Annotated in this window: 18 protein-coding genes and 3 tRNA genes; 7 read left to right on the top strand and 14 right to left on the bottom strand. The window is 72.7% G+C overall.

The window, feature by feature from the left end; translation table 11 throughout:
* Window positions 1-130: 130 nt before the first annotated feature.
* The gene (locus tag AB0K25_RS14050; protein ID WP_357534623.1) at window positions 131-1,225 is read right to left on the bottom strand and encodes a D-alanine--D-alanine ligase family protein; all 1,095 of its coding nucleotides are present in this window, start codon (window positions 1,223-1,225) and stop codon (window positions 131-133) included.
* Window positions 1,226-1,375: 150 nt separating this feature from the next.
* Window positions 1,376-1,609 (bottom strand): hypothetical protein, encoded by a 234-nt coding sequence (locus AB0K25_RS14055; protein WP_208567451.1) that lies wholly within the window; start codon window positions 1,607-1,609, stop codon window positions 1,376-1,378.
* 256 nt (window positions 1,610-1,865) lie between these two features.
* Here AB0K25_RS14055 and AB0K25_RS14060 point away from each other — a divergent pair, with 256 nt between their 5' ends.
* The gene (locus tag AB0K25_RS14060; RefSeq protein ID WP_208567244.1) at window positions 1,866-2,711 is read left to right on the top strand and encodes a helix-turn-helix transcriptional regulator; all 846 of its coding nucleotides are present in this window, start codon (window positions 1,866-1,868) and stop codon (window positions 2,709-2,711) included.
* A 7-nt stretch (window positions 2,712-2,718) separates the two neighbouring features.
* Window positions 2,719-2,931: a DUF397 domain-containing protein gene (locus AB0K25_RS14065; protein WP_219468173.1), complete on the top strand. Its 213-nt coding sequence runs from the start codon at window positions 2,719-2,721 to the stop codon at window positions 2,929-2,931.
* Window positions 2,932-2,974: 43 nt separating this feature from the next.
* Here AB0K25_RS14065 and AB0K25_RS14070 read toward each other — a convergent pair whose 3' ends face one another.
* The 5 genes from AB0K25_RS14070 to AB0K25_RS14090 form a co-directional block, all read right to left on the bottom strand.
* A complete protein-coding gene (locus AB0K25_RS14070; protein ID WP_208567246.1) occupies window positions 2,975-4,027 on the bottom strand; it encodes an ROK family protein in 1,053 nt (350 codons plus the stop codon).
* 169 nt (window positions 4,028-4,196) lie between these two features.
* The gene (locus tag AB0K25_RS14075) at window positions 4,197-4,988 is read right to left on the bottom strand and encodes a putative protein N(5)-glutamine methyltransferase (RefSeq protein WP_208567247.1); all 792 of its coding nucleotides are present in this window, start codon (window positions 4,986-4,988) and stop codon (window positions 4,197-4,199) included.
* 136 nt (window positions 4,989-5,124) lie between these two features.
* A complete protein-coding gene (locus AB0K25_RS14080; protein WP_219468171.1) occupies window positions 5,125-6,285 on the bottom strand; it encodes a cystathionine gamma-lyase in 1,161 nt (386 codons plus the stop codon).
* Complete coding sequence (locus AB0K25_RS14085) at window positions 6,282-7,289, bottom strand: NAD(P)H-dependent glycerol-3-phosphate dehydrogenase (RefSeq protein WP_208567249.1); 1,008 nt, start codon at window positions 7,287-7,289, stop codon at window positions 6,282-6,284. The genes AB0K25_RS14080 and AB0K25_RS14085 overlap by 4 nt, the downstream gene beginning before the upstream one ends.
* A gap of 108 nt (window positions 7,290-7,397) precedes the next feature.
* Entirely contained in the window at window positions 7,398-8,123 is a 726-nt protein-coding gene (locus AB0K25_RS14090; protein ID WP_208567250.1) for a lysophospholipid acyltransferase family protein, read from the bottom strand.
* A 129-nt stretch (window positions 8,124-8,252) separates the two neighbouring features.
* Here AB0K25_RS14090 and cofC point away from each other — a divergent pair, with 129 nt between their 5' ends.
* From cofC to AB0K25_RS14110, 4 genes are all read left to right on the top strand, one after another.
* Window positions 8,253-8,987 (top strand): 2-phospho-L-lactate guanylyltransferase, encoded by a 735-nt coding sequence (cofC, locus tag AB0K25_RS14095; protein ID WP_357534626.1) that lies wholly within the window; start codon window positions 8,253-8,255, stop codon window positions 8,985-8,987.
* Window position 8,988: 1 nt separating this feature from the next.
* Complete coding sequence (locus AB0K25_RS14100) at window positions 8,989-9,186, top strand: cold-shock protein (protein ID WP_219468168.1); 198 nt, start codon at window positions 8,989-8,991, stop codon at window positions 9,184-9,186.
* A 54-nt stretch (window positions 9,187-9,240) separates the two neighbouring features.
* On the top strand, window positions 9,241-11,565 hold the full coding sequence (locus tag AB0K25_RS14105; protein ID WP_363820413.1) for an RNA degradosome polyphosphate kinase: 2,325 nt from the start codon (window positions 9,241-9,243) through the stop codon (window positions 11,563-11,565).
* 108 nt (window positions 11,566-11,673) lie between these two features.
* A complete protein-coding gene (locus tag AB0K25_RS14110) occupies window positions 11,674-12,558 on the top strand; it encodes an NUDIX hydrolase (protein ID WP_363820415.1) in 885 nt (294 codons plus the stop codon).
* Between the two features lie 243 nt (window positions 12,559-12,801).
* On the opposite strand, the gene AB0K25_RS14115 is transcribed toward AB0K25_RS14110, so the two are convergent.
* The 3 genes from AB0K25_RS14115 to leuC form a co-directional block, all read right to left on the bottom strand.
* A complete protein-coding gene (locus AB0K25_RS14115; RefSeq protein WP_363820418.1) occupies window positions 12,802-13,563 on the bottom strand; it encodes an HU family DNA-binding protein in 762 nt (253 codons plus the stop codon).
* A 172-nt stretch (window positions 13,564-13,735) separates the two neighbouring features.
* Window positions 13,736-14,323, bottom strand: a complete 588-nt coding sequence (leuD, locus tag AB0K25_RS14120) for a 3-isopropylmalate dehydratase small subunit (protein ID WP_219468156.1) — start codon at window positions 14,321-14,323, stop codon at window positions 13,736-13,738.
* 15 nt (window positions 14,324-14,338) lie between these two features.
* Window positions 14,339-15,781 carry a 3-isopropylmalate dehydratase large subunit gene (leuC, locus tag AB0K25_RS14125; protein WP_219468153.1) on the bottom strand — a complete coding sequence of 481 codons (1,443 nt, stop codon included), beginning with the start codon at window positions 15,779-15,781 and terminating at the stop codon, window positions 14,339-14,341.
* A gap of 49 nt (window positions 15,782-15,830) precedes the next feature.
* Here leuC and AB0K25_RS14130 point away from each other — a divergent pair, with 49 nt between their 5' ends.
* Window positions 15,831-16,517: an IclR family transcriptional regulator gene (locus AB0K25_RS14130; RefSeq protein WP_088646078.1), complete on the top strand. Its 687-nt coding sequence runs from the start codon at window positions 15,831-15,833 to the stop codon at window positions 16,515-16,517.
* Window positions 16,518-16,776: 259 nt separating this feature from the next.
* Here the strand turns inward: AB0K25_RS14130 and AB0K25_RS14135 are convergent.
* The 4 genes from AB0K25_RS14135 to AB0K25_RS14150 all read right to left on the bottom strand — a co-directional run bounded on the left by AB0K25_RS14135 (window position 16,777) and on the right by AB0K25_RS14150 (window position 18,438).
* Window positions 16,777-16,852: transfer RNA gene (locus tag AB0K25_RS14135), tRNA-Glu, on the bottom strand.
* Between the two features lie 389 nt (window positions 16,853-17,241).
* Window positions 17,242-17,314 (bottom strand) — tRNA-Glu (locus tag AB0K25_RS14140).
* 140 nt (window positions 17,315-17,454) lie between these two features.
* Window positions 17,455-17,526: transfer RNA gene (locus AB0K25_RS14145), tRNA-Gln, on the bottom strand.
* 108 nt (window positions 17,527-17,634) lie between these two features.
* The gene (locus AB0K25_RS14150; RefSeq protein WP_208567257.1) at window positions 17,635-18,438 is read right to left on the bottom strand and encodes a fumarylacetoacetate hydrolase family protein; all 804 of its coding nucleotides are present in this window, start codon (window positions 18,436-18,438) and stop codon (window positions 17,635-17,637) included.
* Between the last annotated feature and the right edge of the window lie 4 nt (window positions 18,439-18,442).

Here is an 18,442-nt window from a genome sequence, read left to right on the forward strand (position 1 = left end):
GGCCAGGACCGCCCGAATCAGGGACCGACAACATGGTCGACCGACGTCGGGAGGATGCCCGAACGCCGGTCTGCGGGAGGGCCGGCGGCGGAGGTCAGTGCCGGCACGGAGGTCAGTGCCGGCGCAGGGGTCAGTGCCGGTGCAGGGCGGTCCGGATCAGCCGGTTGACCAGCTTGGGGTACTCCAGGCCGCTGGCCGCCCACATCCGGGGGAACATCGACGTCGGGGTGAACCCGGGCATCGTGTTGATCTCGTTGAGGTAGACGTCCAGGTCGGGGGTGACGAAGAAGTCGACCCGGGCCAGGCCGGCGCAGTCCAGCGCGGTGAAGGCACGGGTGGCGTACTCCTGGACCTGACGGGTGACCCGGTCGGGCAGCCCGGCGGGGACGTCGTACTCGCAGACCTCGTCGGCGAAGAGGTACTTGGCCTCGAAGTCGTACCACTCGCGGTCGCCGACCATCCGCACCTCGGCCAGCACGGACGCCTCGGGCGCCCCGCCGGCCTCGCCCTCCAGCACGCCGCACTCGATTTCCCGGCCGACGATCGCGGCCTCGACCAGCACCTTGGTGTCGATCTCCCGGGCGGTGGCCACGGCGGCGTCGAGCTGCGCCCAGTCGTCGACCTTGGTGATGCCGAACGACGAGCCGGCACGGGACGGCTTGACGAAGACCGGCAGCCCCAGCCGCTGCTTGTCGGTCTCGCTCAGGGTCATCCCGTTGCGCAGCACCGCGTACGGGCCGACCGGGATGCCCTCGGCGACGCAGAGCTTCTTGGTGAATTCCTTGTCCATCGCCGCGGCGGAGGCGAAGACGTTCGCGCCGACGTACGGGATGTCGGCCATCTCCAGCATGCCCTGGATGGTGCCGTCCTCGCCGTATGCGCCGTGCAGCACCGGGAAGACGACGTCGACGTCGGCGAGTGCCCGGGGGCCCTCGGTGGGGTCGAGCACCAGCAGGCCCCCTGCGGTCGGGTCGGCCCGCAGCACGACCTCGGCCCCGGCCCCGGCGGTGATCTCCGGGAGCTTGCGGGCCCGGATCGCCAACTCGCCCGGGTCCCCGCTGGTCAGCACCCACTGGCCCTGCCGGGTGATGCCGACCGGCACCACGTCGTACTCGTCGGGGTCGAGCGCGCCGAGCACACTGCCGGCGCTGACGCAGGAGATGCCGTGTTCGGGGCTGCGGCCGCCGAAGACGATCGCCACGCGGGTCTTGCCTGGGGTGGTCACTCGGGTCACCTCTCGGTACGCGCCTGCGGAGCCGTCAGTTGCGCTCACCCGACTGACCTTACTGTGGGTGGCGACACCCCGATGGTGATACCCGGCAGGACGCGAACCGCCCTCGCAAACGGTCATCCACCCCGATACGGTACGTGACGCTCAGCCCGGGTCGGCGGGCAGGACGCGACGGCGACGCCCGACGGCGATCACCTTCACCCGCTGCCGCCCGGCCCGGACCATGCCCAGGGCCATGAACGCCCCGGCGATCCGGTCGGCCGCCTCCCGACTGTTCGCGCCGACGACCTGGCGACGGCGCTCGGGGCAGGCCCGTTCGTCGCGCACCTGCGCCTCCACCGGCCGGACGTCACTGAGCACCACCAGGAACCGCGTCATCGCCGTCATCAGGCCCCTCACAGTCCGAAGTCCTTTCCAGACGATGGATGGCGGCGGCGGCACGTGGCGATCGGGAACGGGGGAGTAAACCCGATCGCCACGCGCCTCATCCCCTCCGGTCACTCACCACCGCCGTCGCCACGACAACCGTTGGTGAGGACTCCGTTACAGATTGACAGGTGGACAGGCGTGAATGCAACTCTCATCGACGTTCTCTCATGCACAAGTTCCCAAAGACATATGCCACCATCGACGTATGGCTCCCAAGACCGCTCGGGCTCGCCGCCTGGGCATCGCCCTACGCGCCCACCGGGAAGCGGCCGGCCTCACCCTGGAGGCCGCCGCCGACGAGATCAACAGCACCCGCAGCACCCTCAGCCGCTACGAGAACGCACAGACCCTGGTCAACCCGGCCACCGTCCGCGCGCTGCTCAGCCTCTACGGGGTACGGCCCGAGGAGATCGCCGCAGCGGTCCAGCTCGCCAAGGACACCCGTAAACCCGGCTGGTGGGTGCCCTACTCACACCTGCTGGACAAACGCACGATCGACTTCATCGCGCTGGAGGCCGAAGCCACCGCGATCGCCAACTTCGAACCCTCGATCGTGCCCGGCCTGCTCCAGACCGCCGACTACATCCGGGGCGTGATGCGGGGCGGGCCGCACACCCTCACCGACGACCAGGTCGAGCAGCGGGTCAAGCTCCGGCTGGACCGGCAGCAACGGATCACCGCCGCCGAACCCCCAATCTTCGACGCGATCATCGACGAGGGCGCGCTGCTGCGTCCCGTCGGCGACCGCACGGTGATGGAGGCGCAGCTGAGCCACCTGCTCAAGACGGCGGAGCTGCCGAACGTCACCGTCCAGGTGATCCCGCTCTCCGCCGGCTACCACCGGGGCACCCGGGGCTCGCTGCACATCCTGGAGTTCGCCGACCCCGAGGACCCGCTGATCGCCTCGGTGGAGACCGTGGCCGGTCAGATGGTCCTGGACCGGCCGGGTGACCTGCGGACCTGCACCAAGATCATGGAACATCTGCGGACCGTCGCGCTCAGCCCGGCGGACAGCCGCGACCGACTGCTGCAACTGATGAAGGGACGGTAGGAGACCGATGACACCGACGATCGGCGTGGCCCTGTCCGGGGCCGCCTGGCGCAAGAGCAGCCACAGCGGGGACGAGGGGGCCTGCGTCGAGCTGGCGTCACTGCCGGGCCGGGTCGCGATCCGCGACTCCAAGGACCCGGGCGGCCCGGTGCTGCTCTTCCCACCCACGGCCTGGGCCGCCTTCGCCACCGCCCCGCCGCCGGCCCCACAGCGCCACTGACCCGGCACCGCCCCCGCACCGAAGCGGTGCGGGGGCGGACGGGTCAGTCGATCAGGGCGGCAGGCGGGGCGGCGGCAGGGCGGACCGCCTCGGCCGCGGCGATGGCCACCCCACGCGCCCCGGCCATGTCCCGGTCCGGGACCAGGGCGAAGGTGACCAGCGCGGCCTGCTCCGCCCGGAGCACCGTGTGCGCCCGGACGGTGTCGAGGAACCAGTCGCGGAACTCCGGCGTCGCCTCCACCACCCCACCACCGACGAAGTACGCATGCGGGTCGGCGAAGTTCGCGGCGATGGTGAACAACCGGCCGAGTGCCGCCGCCTGCTGGGCGAAGACCTCCCGGGCCAGCGGATCACCGCGCTCGGCGTACCCCCGCAGCAGCCTGGCGGCACGCTCGGGCGGCTCCTGCGCCAACGGATGCTCCGGCTGCCGGGACAGCCGGTACGGCAGCAGGTTGCGGCCGATCGCGGTCAGCGAGGCGACGCTCTCCGCGTCCCCGACGAAGCCGCAGGCGCACCGCGGTTCGGGTTGACCGGGGGCGAGCAGCCCGGCCAGCGGGATGTGCACGTGGCCGAACTCCCCGGCCATCCCGGCCGCGCCGGTGACCACCCGGCCGTCGATCACCAGCCCGCCGCCGAGACCGGTGCCGACGATCGCCGCGACCGACGACCGGGTCGCCGCCTCGGCTCCGAAGTGGACGTGGTGGGCGTAGAGCGCGGCGGCGTTGCCGTCGTTGTGATAGATCACCGGCAGGCCGAGACGTCGCTCCAGCGCGCCCCGCACGTCGAACCCGTGCCAGGCGGGCTGGGCGAAGTTCGTCGACCCCCGGGACGAGATGACGCCGGTGGCGCTGGCCGGCCCTGGGGTGTCCAACCCCACCGCCCGGACCTGCTCGCGGGGCACACCGGTGTGGGCCAGCACCCCGTCGAACGCGTGGGCCAGCGCCTCGATCGCCACCTGCGGCCCGGCGGTCACCTCGCTGGGGGTCTCCACCAGCCCATCGACCAGGAACCGGCCGTCCAGGCGGAGCACGGTGGCATTGTTGCTGGTGCCACCGTTGTCGAGGCCGACCACCACCGGCACGTCCACGCCGACCATCCGCCACCTCCACCTGGGTCTGCTGCGAGGTTAGTTCCCGTTCCCGCCGCCCGTCACGCCCCCGACCGGGGCGAACCCGCCGTCGGGTCGCCCCGGTCGGACCCGACCGGCCGTTCGACCTCGGAGCGGTCGTCGGCGTCGAAGAGCACCCGGTCGGCGGCGGGGCCGCTCAGTCCGGGCGGCGGGCGAGGACCCCGGTGGCCTCCCACTCCTCGGCGCGCAGCACCGTCGGCAGCAGACCCAGCCCGGTCATCGCCTCGCACAACGCCCCGGCCTGCCCGGCGCTGACCTCCACCACCAGGTGACCGCCGGGCCGCAGCCAGTCGACCGCACCGGCCGCCACCCGGCGCAACACGGCCAGCCCGTCGCTGCCGCCGTCCAACGCCACCGACGCCTCGTGCAGCCGTGCCTCCGCCGGCATCAGAGCCACCGCCGGGGTGGGCACGTAGGGGGCGTTGGCGACCACCACGTCCAACCGGCCCCGCCACTGAAGCGGCAGCGGGTCGTACAGGTCGCCCTGCACGACGGTGACGTCCCGGCCGGCCAGGTTACGGCGGGCGCAGGCCACGGCGGCCGGGTCCACGTCGACGGCGGCGAGCCAGCGGGGGGCGAGCCGGTCGACCAGCGCGACGCTGATCGCGCCCGAGCCGCAACAGAGGTCGACCAGCGCCGGGGCCGGCCCGGCGACCGACACGGCGGCTTCCACCAGCAGCGCGGTCCGGGCCCGGGGTACGAACACCCCCGGGTCGACGGCGACCCGACGGCCACAGAACTCGGCCCAGCCGAGCAGGTGTTCCAACGGTTCACCGGCGACCCGCCGGTCGGTCAGGGCGGTCAACACCTGCGGCGAGTCGGCGGCGGAGACGAGCAGCGTCGCCTCGTCCTCGGCATAGACGCAGCCGGCGGCGCGCAGCCGGGCGACGAGGGCGGCGTGATCGTGGGGAAACAGGTCGGATGCCATGGTGATGCCTTTCGGGAGCGCACGTCGGCGCTCCCACCGTCGCTACCGCAGCGACGGGGACTCGACGGGGAGCGCCGGTCCTGATGTCTGGTGGATCGGACTCACCTCCTCCGGTCGGGGCCCGTACGGGCCGGCATCACGATAGCGGACCGGCCGCCCCCGCGCTGTCCAGTGCGGCGGCCACGTCGGCGACCAGATCGGCGGTGTCCTCCACCCCGCAGGAGAGCCGGACGAAGCCGGGGGCCGTGTCGTCGCCCCACTGCGCCCGCCGGTCGGCGCTGGTGTGCAGGCCACCGAACGAGGTCGCGGCGGTGACCAGCCGGGACGCGACGATGAACCGGGCCACCCGGTCGGCGTCCCCGAGGTCGAACGAGAGCACCCCGGGCATCCGTCGCAGCTGCCGCGACGCCACCGGGTACGCCGGGTCCTCCGGGCGGCCCGGCCAGCGCAGCCCGGTCACGTCGGCCCGGCCGGCGAGCAGCTCGACCAGTGCCGCCGCGTTGGCGGACTGCCGGGCCAACCGCAGGTCGAGGGTGGCCAGCGACCGGTGGGCCAGCCAGGCGTCGAACGCCCCGGGCACCGCACCGGTGGTGGTCCGCCACCCGGTCACCGTCTCCAGCAGTTGCGCCGACCGGGAGGCCACGTAGCCCAGCAGCAGGTCCGAGTGGCCGGTCAGCGCCTTGGTGCCGGAGGCGACCACCAGGTCGGCTCCCAGGTCCAGCGGGCGCTGCCCGAGCGGGGTGGCGGTGGTGTTGTCCACCGCGACCAGCGCGCCGGCCGCGTGCGCCGCGTCGGCCACGGCGGCGATGTCGGCCACGTCCAGGCCCGGGTTCGCCGGGGTCTCCAGCAGCACCAGCCGTACCCCGTCGAACGACGGGTACGGCCCGGCGGTGGGCACGAAGCTGACCCGTACCCCCATCCCGGCGAGGGTGTCGGTGGCGAACGCCCGGACGGGGAAGTAGCCGTCGGCGGGCAGCAGCACGGTGTCGCCGGGGCGCAGCACCGCCAGCAGCATTCCGGTGATGGCGGCCTGCCCGGAGGCGAAGACCCGGCAGTCGCCCCCTTCCAGTTCCCCGATGGCCGTCTCCAGCAGCCGGCGGGTCGGGTTGTCCGGGCGGCCGTAGCCGTTCGGCGCCCCGGCCGGCCCCTGCCACGGGTCGAGGTGATAGGGCGCGGCGAACACCGGGCCGGGCAGGAACGGCTGCCCCGGCGCCGGCTCCGGCAGCCCGGCGTGCACGCACCGGGTCCCGTCGTGCCAGTGCCCGTGCTCCCCCGGTGGGACCGGCTGGCCGCTCACTCGTACGACTCCGGCTTGGCGGTACGGCTCATCAGGGTGTCCACTGCCAGCCTCGGGTCCATCCCCTCGTGGCAGATCCGTTCGATCTGCTCGGTGATCGGCATCTCCACCCCGTGCGCGCGGGCCAGGTCCCGGATGGCCAGGCAGCTCTTCACGCCCTCGGCGGTCTGTCGGGTGGCCGCCTGCGCCTGCTCCAGGGTCTCCCCCCGGCCCAGGTGCTCGCCGAAGGTGCGGTTGCGGGCCAACGGCGACGAGCAGGACGCTACCAGGTCACCCATGCCGGCCAGGCCGGCGAAGGTGATCGGGTCGGCGCCGAGCGCCACGCCCAGGCGGGCGGTCTCGGCCAGCCCCCGGGTCATCAGCATCGCCCGGGTGTTGTCGCCGAAGCCCATCGCGGTGGCGATCCCGTAGGACAGGGCGATCACGTTCTTGACCGCCCCGCCCAGCTCGCAGCCGATCACGTCGTCGTTGGTGTAGGGCCGGAAGTACGGGGTGCGGATCGACTGCTGCACCAGTTCGGTGCGGCGGGCGTCGGTGCCGGCGACCACCGTCGCGGCCGGCTGCTCGACGGCGATCTCGGGGGCCAGGTTGGGGCCGGAGACGACCACCACCCGGTCGGCGGTGACCCGGGCGGTCTCCACGATCACCTCGCTCATCCGCCGGGTGGTGCCCAGCTCGATCCCCTTCATCAGGGAGACGAGGGTGGCGTCCGGGGCGAGGTGACCGGCCCACTCGGCGAGGTTGCCGCGCAGCGTCTGCGACGGCACCGACAGCACCACCAGCTCCGCGCCGGAGATCGCCTTGGCCGCGTCGCCGGTCGCGGTGACCCGGTCGGGCAGCCGCAGCTCCGGCAGGTAGTCGGGGTTGCGCCGGTGGGTGCGGATCGCCTCGACGACCTGTTCCCGCCGGGCCAGGATGGTCACCTCCCGGCCGGCGTCGGCGAGGATCTTGGCGAACGCCGTCCCCCAGGAACCGGCCCCCAGCACCGCCACGTGGCCACTCACGCCGTCGCCTCCCCACCGTCGGTGACGCCGTACGCCCACGCGCCGGTCCGCCCGGTCCGTCCGCTCATGCCCCTGCCGTCCGTGCGTCGTGCCGGTCGATCCACTCGCTCATTCGGTCACCTCGGGAGTACGCGGACTGACGGGACGTTCCCACAGCGGCGGCGGTGTCCCGCCCCGGATGCCGGCGAGCAGGTCACGCAGGGTCAACATGATCTGGTCGGTCATCTCCTCCAGCACCACCCGGCCGGGGGTGGCCCCCGCCCACCGGCTCAGGTCGACCGGCGGACCGGCCACCACCGTCACCGGGGTCCGGGGCCGCAACCCCACCCGGCGGGTACGCGGGTCGAAGAGCCGTTCCGGGCCCCACAGCGCGACCGGGATGACCGGTGCGCCGGTGGCCAGGGCCAGCCGGGCCGCGCCGGTCTTGCCTCGCATCGGCCACAGCTGCGGCTCCCGGGTGATGGTGCCCTCCGGGTAGATGACCACCGCGCCGCCCGCGTCCAGCGCGGCGACCAGCCGGTCCAACGACTTGACCGCGACGGACGTCTCCCGTTCCACCGGGATCTGCCGGCAGCGGTGCAGGATCCAGCCGACCACCGGGACCCGGAACACGCTGGCCTTACCGAGGAACTGCGGCCACCGGCCGGCGTCGTAGATGAAGTGCGCGCAGACCAGCGGATCGGTGTGCGAGAGGTGGTTGGGGACGATGATGACGCCCCCCGGACGGCGCAGCTCCTCGGCCCCGTGCCAGGTGCGCCGGGTCCAGGCCAGCATCACGGGCTTGACCAGCGCCACGGCGAACCGTCGCCAGAAACCCAGCCTGCGCCGTGTCACCCCTGCCTCCTCGTCACCCCGCCCGCGCGCCGCACCCCCACCGTTGCGGCCCGCAGCGGAAATCATGCCTGCTCGTCCCCGGTACGGCCAGTGAGGGGTACCGCCGTCGGCGCTGGCAGGATTGTCGACGTGGGCCAGGCGAGGTGGGTGGTGGTGGTACCGGTGAAGCGGCTCCGTGCGGCCAAGAGCCGACTGCGGGGGGCGCTGCCGGTCGTACCCCACGAGGAGCTGGCGCTGGCGTTGACGGCCGACACGGTCGGCGCGGCGCTGGCCTGCCCGGCGGTCGCCGAGGTGCTGGTGGTCACCGCCGACCCGCAGGTGGCGGCGGCGGTCGGCGCGGCGGGCGCCCGGGTGGTGCCGGACCGCCCGGATTCCGGGCTGAACGCCGCCCTACGGCACGGCGTCGAAGTGGCGGTCACCGACGGTGACGACCCGGCCGGAGGTGGGTGCGGGACCTGGGTGGCGGCGCTCACCGCGGACCTGCCGGCGTTGCGCCCGGCCGAACTGGCCGCCGCACTGCACGCGGTCGGCACCGGCCCGGCGGGGGTACGCCGGTTCGTCTCCGACGCCCCCGGCACCGGCACCACGCTGCTCGCCGCGCCTCCCGGGGTGCCGCTGGACCCCCGGTTCGGGGTCGACTCGGCCGCCGCCCACCTGGCCTCCGGGGCGGTGCCGCTGCCGGGCGGTTGGCCGAGCCTGCGGCGCGACGTCGACACCGCCGCCGACCTGGCCGACGCGGCCCGGCTCGGCCTCGGCCCGGCCACCGGCGCGCTGACCGGCGTCGTCCCGGCCGGCCCGGCTGAACCGGCCGGCGGCCCCGGACCGACCACCCACCCCGGCGACACCACAGGTGTACGGTGCTGACATGCAGGGCACCGTGGCGACCTTCGACGCGCAGACCCGCACCGGCGTGCTGCTCCTCGACGACGGCACCGAGCTGCCCTTCCCGGCCCGCGCCTTCGACGCCTCCGGGCTGCGCCTGCTCCGCCTCGGCCAGCGGCTCCGGGTGGAAACCGATCCGGACGGCGGCGTCGTCCGGGTGACATTGCCGACGATGGCCTGAACAACCCGGCCCAAGTTCATTTTGCGTTAACCGTAATCGGGTGATTATGAGCGGGTGAGCACCCCTCGCGAGCACCCCACCAACCCGTCCGCCGCCACCGACCCGACCCGCAACGGCACCCGCCGCCGGGGCGGTTCCCGCACCCGCCGCGCCCCCTCCGACGTCGCCGCCACGGCACCCGACTCCCCCGCCGCCAGCGCCGCCGGGGCCTCCGCCGGCCTGGACGAGGTGCTCGACACCGGCGACCGGCCCACCGCCGACGGCACGTCCACCGCCACGGGGTCGAGCACCGCCGACGGGGCACCCGCCGTCGAACCGCTGCCGGCGGACCGGTTCCTCAACCGGGAGCTGTCCTGGCTCGACTTCAACGGCCGGGTGCTGGCCCTGGCCGAGGACCCCGGCACGCCGCTGCTGGAACGGGCGAAGTTCCTGGCCATCTTCGCCAGCAACCTCGACGAGTTCTACATGGTGCGGGTGGCCGGGCTCAAGCGCCGCCTCTCCGCCGGTCTGCCGGTACGCGGCGGGGACCGGCTGCCGCTGCGTACCCAGCTGGAACGGATCACCGAGTGCGCCGCCGGCCTGGTCGCCCGGCAGGCCGCCTGCTTCGTCGACGAGCTGCTGCCGCAACTGGCCCGGGAGGACATCCGGATCCTGCGCTGGGCGGAGCTGGACGACCCGGAACGGGAACGGCTGCGCACCTACTTCCGCGAACACATCTTCCCGGTGCTCACCCCGCTCGCGGTGGACCCCGCGCACCCGTTCCCGTACATCTCCGGGCGGTCGCTGAACCTGGCCGTGGCGGTTCGGGATCCGGACGGCGGCTCGGAGCTGTTCGCCCGGGTCAAGGTACCCAACAACGTGCCCCGCTTCGTCCGGGTGGCCCGCGACCAGCCGGGGCTGCGGATGCTGCCCGTCGAGGAACTCATCTCGGTGCACCTTGGGCAGCTCTTCTCCGGCATGCAGGTGGTCGAGTGCCACCTGTTCCGGGTCACCCGCAACGCCGAGGTGGAGGTCGACGAGGACCGCGACGAGGACCTGCTCCAGGCCCTGGAACGGGAACTGGCCCGGCGACGCTTCGGCCCCCCGGTCCGGCTGGAGGTGGCCGCCTCCATCTCCGACCACATGCTGGAGCTGCTCGTCCGCGAGCTGGACATGGACGGGCACGACGTGCTGCGGGTGCCCGGCCTGCTGGACCTGTCGGCGCTGTGGCAGCTCTACGGCGAGGCGGACCGCCCCGACCTGAAGGACAAGCCGTTCGTGCCGGCCACCCACCCCCGGCTGGCCGAGGGCGAGGTGCCGCGCAGCGTCTTCGCCACCCTGCGCGACGGCGACGTGCTGGTGCACCACCCGTACCACTCGTTCGCCACCAGCGTGCAACGCTTCGTCGAGCAGGCCGCCGCCGACCCGAACGTGCTGGCCATCAAGCAGACCCTCTACCGCACCAGCGGCGACTCCCCGATCGTCGACGCGCTGGTCGACGCCGCCGCCGCCGGCAAGCAGGTGGTGGTGCTGGTGGAGCTGAAGGCCCGCTTCGACGAGGTGGCCAACATCGGCTGGGCGCGCACCCTGGAACGGGCCGGCTGCCACGTCGTCTACGGACTGGTCGGGCTCAAGACACACTGCAAGACCGCCCTGGTGGTACGCCAGGAGGGCAACCAGATCCGCCGGTACTGCCACATCGGCACCGGCAACTACCACCCCAAGACCGCCCGACTGTACGAGGACTTCGGCGTGCTCACCGCCGACCCGGAGATCGGCGCCGACCTGACCGACCTGTTCAACGTGCTCACCGGCTACAGCCGGCAGACCGCGTACCGGCGGTTGCTGGTCGCCCCGCAGGGCATCCGCAGCGGCCTGATCGAGCGGATCGAACGGGAGATCGCGCACGTCCGGCTGGGCATGCCGGGGCTGGTGCAGTTCAAGGTGAACTCGCTGGTCGACGAGGAGATCACCGACGCGCTCTACCGGGCGTCGCGGGCCGGCGTGCACGTGGACCTGCTGATCCGGGGCATGTGCACGCTGCGGCCGGGGGTGCCGGGGCTGTCGGAGAACATCCGGGTCCGCTCGATCCTCGGCCGGTTCCTGGAACACTCGCGGATCTTCCGGTTCGGCAACAACGGCGACGCCGAGTTCTGGATGGGTTCCGCCGACCTGATGCACCGCAACCTCGACCGCCGGGTCGAGGCGCTGGTGCAGGTCAGTGACCCGGTCGCCCGAGCCGAACTGGACCAGGTGATGACCACCGCGATGAGCCCGGACGTGGACGCGTTCGAGCTGGCCGCCGACGGCAACTGGACCCGGCGTACCGGCAGCGCCGAGCAGCCCCTGCACGACCTGCAGGAGCTGCTGCTGCGCCGGGTGGGCAGCTCCGCCGGCTGACCGTCAGATCGCCCGTCCGGCGGGCCGGGCGGGCGGCAGGCCAGACGGGCGGGCGGCGGGCCAGACGGGCGACCGGCACGACCGATTCTCCGGACGTAGGGTGACCAGATGGTGGACGAGGAGGCGGCCGGGATCCGGGCGGCCGGTGGGGTGGCCTGGCGGCCAGCCGGTGACGGCGGGGTCGAGGTCTGCCTGGTGCACCGACCCCGCTACGGCGACTGGTCGCTGCCCAAGGGCAAGCTGGAACGCGGCGAGCACCCGCTGCTGGCCGCCGTCCGCGAGGTGGCCGAGGAGTCCGACGTGCGGGCGGTGCCGCAGGTCCGGCTGCCCACCGTGCGGTACCGCAGCGAGGGCCGGCCGAAGGTGGTCGACTACTGGTCGATGCGGGCCGTGGCCACCGGCGGGTTCCAGCCGGACACCGAGGTCGACGACGTGTGCTGGCTCGACGTCGACGCCGCCGTCCGGCGGGTCAGCTACCCGCACGACGCGCAGGTGCTGACCGCGTTCGCCGCCCTGCCCAGGGTCACCGGCACGGTGGCGCTGGTCCGGCACGCCCACGCCGGTAAGCGGGCGACCTGGTCCGGACCGGACACCGGCCGGCCGTTGGACGCCGAGGGGGTCACCCAGGCGCGGGCGTTGGCCCCGCTGGTCGCCCTGGTCCGCCCGGTACGGCTGCTGTCGGCCTCGCCCCGCCGCTGCGTGCAGACCCTGGACCCGGTGGCCGACCTGCTGGATCTGCCGATCGAGGTGTGCGGGGACTTCGACGAGCCGCAGCCGGGTCAGCAGGTCGACGAGTGCGCGTTGGCCGCCGCCGGCCGGTTGGCCGAACTGGCCGCCGGTGGGCAGCCGGTCGGGGTGTGCAGCCAGGGCAAGGTGATCCCGGGGGCGTTGGCCCGGCTCGCCGGGCGCGACGACGACTTCGGCACCGCCAAGGGGGGCGGGTGGCTGCTCGCCTTCACCGCCGACCGGCTACTCGCCGCCGACCGCCTCTGAACACCCACCCCCGACCGGCCCCGGACACTCGCCGCTGCGCCCTCGCGGCCGACCGGGTGCAGGACCCTAACGGTCGGCCGACGCCGGACAGCCGCGGCCGGAAACCGCTGCGCCCTCGCGGCCGACCAGACGCAGGACCCTCACGACCCGGCCGACGCCGGACAGTCACGGCCGGCCCCCGGTTGGAGGTCGGAAACGGGCGCCCACCGTGACGGTGGGCGCCCGTTTCGTCGTACCGGGAAATCAGCGCTTGGCGGCGGTCCGCTTCGCCGGCGCCTTCTTCGCGGTGGTGGCCTTGGCGGTGGTGGCCTTGGCGGTGGTGGCCTTGGCGGTGGTGCTCTTGGCCGCAGCGGTCTTCTTGGCCGCCGTGCTCCGGGCGGGAGCCGACTTGGTCGCCGTGGCGGTCTTCTTCGCCGGAGCGGCCTTCTTCGTGGCCGCCTTGGTCGCGGTGGCGGCCTTGGTGGCCTTCGCCGCGGTGGTCTTGGCGGCACCGGTGGCCTTGCTGGCCGCGGTCGTCTTCTTGGCCGCGGTGGCCTTGACGCCGGTCGCCTTCGTCCCGGTCGCCTTGCTGGCCGCGGTCGTCTTCTTGGCCGTGGTCGCCTTGGCCGTGGTCGCCTTCGCGCCGGTGGCCTTGGCGCCGGCCGCCTTGGCGGCGGTGGCCTTCGTGCCGGTGGCCTTGGCGGCCGCCGTGGTGGTGGTCTTCTTCGCCGGAGCGGCGGTCTTCGGCACCTTGCCGGTGGCCACCATCTCCTTGAAACCGGCGCCCGGCTTGAAGGCCGGCACGGATGTCTTCTTGACCTTCACCGCCTCACCGGTACGCGGGTTGCGCGCTGTTCGCGCCGCCCGGACACGCTTTTCGAACGATCCGAATCCGGTGATCGCCACTTTGTCGCCCTTGGTGACCGCCGCCTGGACCTCGGCGAGGACCGCGTCGAGCGCCGCCGTCGCCGACTTCCGGTCCCCCAGGCGAGCGGCGAGCGCCTCGATGAGCTCGGCCTTGTTCACGACTTCCTCCCGATTGTGCAACTGACTCGACGCGAGCCATTCTGCGCGCACCGTATGCCCTGTGCTGCCTGGACACAAACATTCGGTGGAAAAAAGCCCTTGTGTCGTAACGGATTCGCCCCCACCGGATGAACCGGTGGGGGCGAAAACGGTGCCGTGGCCCGGCGTACGGCTAGACCACGGCGGGGGTGAACGACGGTCGGCCGGCCTCGTACGCCTCAATGTCGGCGACGTGCCGCAGGGTGAGTCCAATGTCGTCGAGGCCCTCCATCAGCCGCCAGCGGCTGTGGTCGTCGAGCGGGAACGGCCAGGTGGAATCCCCGACCCGGACCTCACGGGTGGTCAGGTCGACCGTCACCGGCGTGGTCGGATCGGCCTCCACGAGGTCCCAGATCTGCTCGACCGCGGCCAGTTCCAATTCGACCGGGAGGAGCCCTTCCTTGAGCGCGTTGCCCCGGAAGATGTCACCGAACCGGGGCGAGACGACCGCCTGGAAACCACCGTCGCGCAGCGCCCACACAGCGTGCTCCCGGGACGACCCGGTGCCGAACTCGGGCCCCGCCACGAGGATGCTGGCCCCGGAATACGCCGGGTTGTTGAGCACGAATGCGGGATCGTCGCGCCAGGCCCGGAAGAGCCCGTCGGCGAAGCCCGTCCGGGTCACCCGCTTGAGATACACGGCCGGGATGATCTGATCGGTATCCACATTGGAACGCCGCAAAGGCGCGGCGGTGCCGGTGTGGGTGGTGAACTTGTCCATCTCTCGGCTGCCCTTCTACAGATCGGCCGGGGCGGCGAGCCGGCCGGTCACGGCGGTGGCGGCGGCGACCGGCGGCGACACCAGGTGGGTACGCCCGCCCCGGCCCTGCCGGCCCTCGAAGTTGCGGTTGGAGGTCGAGGCCGAACGCTCGCCCGGCTTCAGGGTGTCCGGGTTCATGCCCAGGCACATCGAGCAGCCGGCGAACCGCCACTCCGCTCCGGCGTCGGCGAAGACCTTGTCCAGGCCCTCCGCCTCGGCGGCCTCCCGCACGGCGGCGGAGCCGGGCACCACCAGCATGCGTACCCCGTCGGCGACCCGGTGGCCACGCAGCACGTCGGCGGCGGCCCGCAGGTCCTCCAGCCGGCCGTTGGTGCAGGAACCCACGAAGACCACGTCGACGGCGAGGTCGCGCAGCGGGGTGCCCGGGGTGAGGTCCATGTACTCCAGGGCCCGGCGCGCGGCGGTCCGCTCGGCGTCGGTGGTGAACTCCTCCGGGTCCGGCACGGCCGCGCCGAGCGGGACGCCCTGACCGGGGTTGGTGCCCCAGGTGACGAACGGGGTGATCCGGCTCGCGTCGAGGGTCACCTCGGCGTCGAAGGTCGCGTCGTCGTCGGTGGGCAGCGTCCGCCAGTAGGCAAGCGCCGCGTCCCAGTCCGCCCCGGCCGGCGCGTGCGGCCGGCCCTTGAGGTACGCGAAGGTGGTCTCGTCCGGCGCGATCAGGCCCGCCTTGGCGCCCCACTCGATGGACATGTTCGCCACCGTCATCCGGCCCTCCATCGACAGCGCCCGGATCGCCTCGCCCCGGTACTCCACGATGTGACCGCGTCCGCCGCCCGTGCCGACCTGGGCGATCAGCGCGAGGACCAGGTCCTTGGCGGTGACGCCGGGGCCGAGCTGACCGGTGACGTTGACCGCCATGGTCTTCGGGCGGGCCTGCGGCAGGGTCTGGGTGGCCAGGACGTGTTCGACCTCACTGGTGCCGATGCCGAAGGCCAGCGCGCCGAACGCGCCGTGGGTGGCGGTGTGGGAGTCGCCACAGACGATCGTCATCCCCGGCTGGGTCACGCCCAGCTGGGGGCCGATCACGTGCACGATGCCCTGGTTCTCGTCGCCCAGGGGGTGCAGCCGCAGGCCGAACTCGGCGCAGTTGCGGCGCAACGTCTCGATCTGGGTACGCGAGGTCGGGTCCGCGATCGTCAACAGGTCGCCCCGGCGCAGGCGGAACGCGGGATCGTCGTACCCGGTCGGGGTGTTGTGATCCTCGGTCGCGAGCGTGAGATCGGGGCGGCGGACCCGCCGGCCGGCCTGGCGCAGCCCGTCGAACGCCTGCGGGCTGGTCACCTCGTGCAGCAGGTGCAGGTCGATGTAGAGCAGGTCCGGTTCGCCCTGGGCGGTCCGTACGACGTGTGCGTCCCAGACCTTTTCGGCCAGGGTCCTCGGTTGAGTGACTCCCACCATCTGGACATCCTAAATTCTGGGAGGTAAATTTCGGCTTGTGGGACACAGTATGAGCGGTGTCGGCGTGCTCGACAAGGCGGTGGTCATCCTGGCCGCCTGTGTCGACGGCGCCAGCCTGGCCGAACTAGTCGAACGCACCAAGCTGCCCCGAGCCACCGCACACCGGCTGGCCCAGGCACTGGAGATCCACCGGATGCTGGTCCGGGACACCCAGGGACGATGGCGTCCCGGGCCCCGGCTCGGCGAGTTGGCCAACGCCGCCCCGGACGTCCTGCTGACCGCCGCCGAGCCACTCCTGGCCGCACTGCGCGACGCCACCGGGGAGAGCGCCCAACTCTACCTGCGCCGGGCCGACGAACGGGTCTGCGTGGCCGCCGCCGAACGGGCCAGCGGCCTACGGGACACCGTCCCGGTCGGCTCGGTGCTGCCCATGACGGCCGGCTCCGCCGCGCAGATCCTGCTCGCCTGGGAGCCCCCCGAGGCGGTCATGCCGCTGCTGCCCCGGTCCAAGTTCACCGGCCGCACCCTCGCCGAGGTACGCCGCCGGGGCTGGGCGCAGAGCGTCGCCGAACGGGAGGCCGGTGTGGCGAGCGTCTCCGCCCCCATCCGGGACCGCACCGGCCGGGTGATCGCCTCGATCAGCATCTCCGGCCCGATCGAACGCCTCGGCCGCCGCCCCGGCGAACGCCACGCCATGGCCGTCGTCCGCGCCGGCCAACGCCTCTCCGGCCTCTAACCCCCACCCACCCCCACCCCACCCTCCCCCACCCCGCCTCGCCCCGCCTCGGTGATCAAGAAGTTTGCGTCATGTTTAGAGATCAAAGTGACGCAAACCTCTTGATCAACTGACGCAAACCTCTTGATCACCGAGGCGAGACCGGCGGGAGCGGGGAGGGGAGGGGAGGGGAGATGGCCGGGAGCGGGGCCGGGGCGGGGAGCGGGAGCGGTAGAGATGGCGATCGGCCCGCCTCGCGGGGCGAGACGGGCCGATCGTGTGGTAGCCCCGACCGGATTCGAACCGGCGCTACCGCCTTGAGAGGGCGGCGTCCTGGGCCACTAGACGACGGGGCCAGGCACTTTTCCTGCTTCACCGCCCCGGGGAGCGGCGCGGGATTAGTCTAACGGCACCGACGTCCGGCCCCCAAGACGGGGGTCGGGGCCCTACGGTCGTGCGCCGATCGGGCCATCGCCGGCCAGCATCGGGGACGCGGGCACCCCAGGGGCACAAGCGCCCCGGGGATGTGAGCGCCCCGGGGCAAAGTAGCGGTGCCTGGTGGCTGGGATGGCGCAACAGCGCCCCACGTGCGGGTCTGCCCGGCCGGGCAGACAGGACGGCCCGGGCGGACAGGCGGGCAGGCGGGCGCGGAACGGCCGGCGGACAGGCGGCGCAGAACGGCCGGGCGGGCAGAACGGATGCGAAGAAGCCCGCCCCAGCGAGGTGGGACGGGCTGTCAGCGTTGTAGCCCCGACCGGATTCGAACCGGCGCTACCGCCTTGAGAGGGCGGCGTCCTGGGCCACTAGACGACGGGGCCAGAACATAGCTTGTGCTTCCCTGCCCTGCCGGGCGGGGAAGCTGCACTCTATCAGAGATCAACTCGACTCCCGTGGCGGGAGCGGTGTCGATCACCGTCAGAATCCAGCGTCCGCAGATTCGGGTGAACCTGTGGTTGCGCTGGGGTACCAGGACTCGAACCTAGACTAACTGAACCAGAATCAGTTGGGCTGCCAATTACCCCATACCCCATTGGCCCCTTGTGGCGCCGGGAAGGAACTTTACCCTCCCCGCGCCAACAGGCCAAATCCGATCCCCCAAACCGCCCTTGAACTGCGGAAACAGGGGGTGTCGTACGGCTCAGGCGACCGGGACCACCGAGTTGGTGAGTTCGCCGATCCCCTCGATCCGCACGGTGACCGTATCCCCGTCGGTCAGCGGACTAACCCCGGCCGGGGTGCCGGTCAGCACCACGTCCCCGGGCAGCAGCGTCATCACGTGCGAGATGTACGACACCAGCGCCGGCACGTCGAACACCATGTCCTTGGTCCGACCGAGCTGGCGTACCTCCATCTCGTCGGGGTTGCGCCCCACCTCGCAGCGGACCTCCAGGTCGGAGACGTCCAGGCCGGTGGTGATCCAGGGGCCGATGGGGCAGAACGAGTCGAAGCCCTTGGCCCGGGTCCACTGCGAGTCGGAACGCTGCAGATCCCGCGCGGTGACGTCGTTGGCGCAGGTGTAGCCGAAGATGGCCCGCTCGGCGGCGGCCCGGTCGGCCCGGCGGGCACCCGGCGCACCGATCACCACGGCCAGCTCCGCCTCGTGCTCGACGTGCTTGGAGAAGATCGGCAGCCGGATCGCGTCCCGGGGGCCGATCACCGAGGTGGACGGCTTGAGGAAGAGCAACGGCTCCTTCGGCACCTCGTTGCCGTGTTCGGCGGCGTGCTCGGCGTAGTTACGCCCGACACAGACCACCTTGCTCGGCAGGATCGGCGAGAGCAGCCGAACGTCGGAGAGCGCCCAGCGGGCGCCCGAGAACTGGATCTGCCCGAACGGGTGGCCGTCGATCTCGGCGATGGTCAGGCCCTGCGGCCCGGCCTCCGACTCGCCCTCGACGACCCCGAACGACATTCCCTTGGCATGAGCGAAACGAGCGATACGCACCCGG

Source organism: Micromonospora sp. NPDC049257, assembly GCF_040678915.1.
GTDB lineage: Bacteria > Actinomycetota > Actinomycetes > Mycobacteriales > Micromonosporaceae > Micromonospora > Micromonospora antibiotica.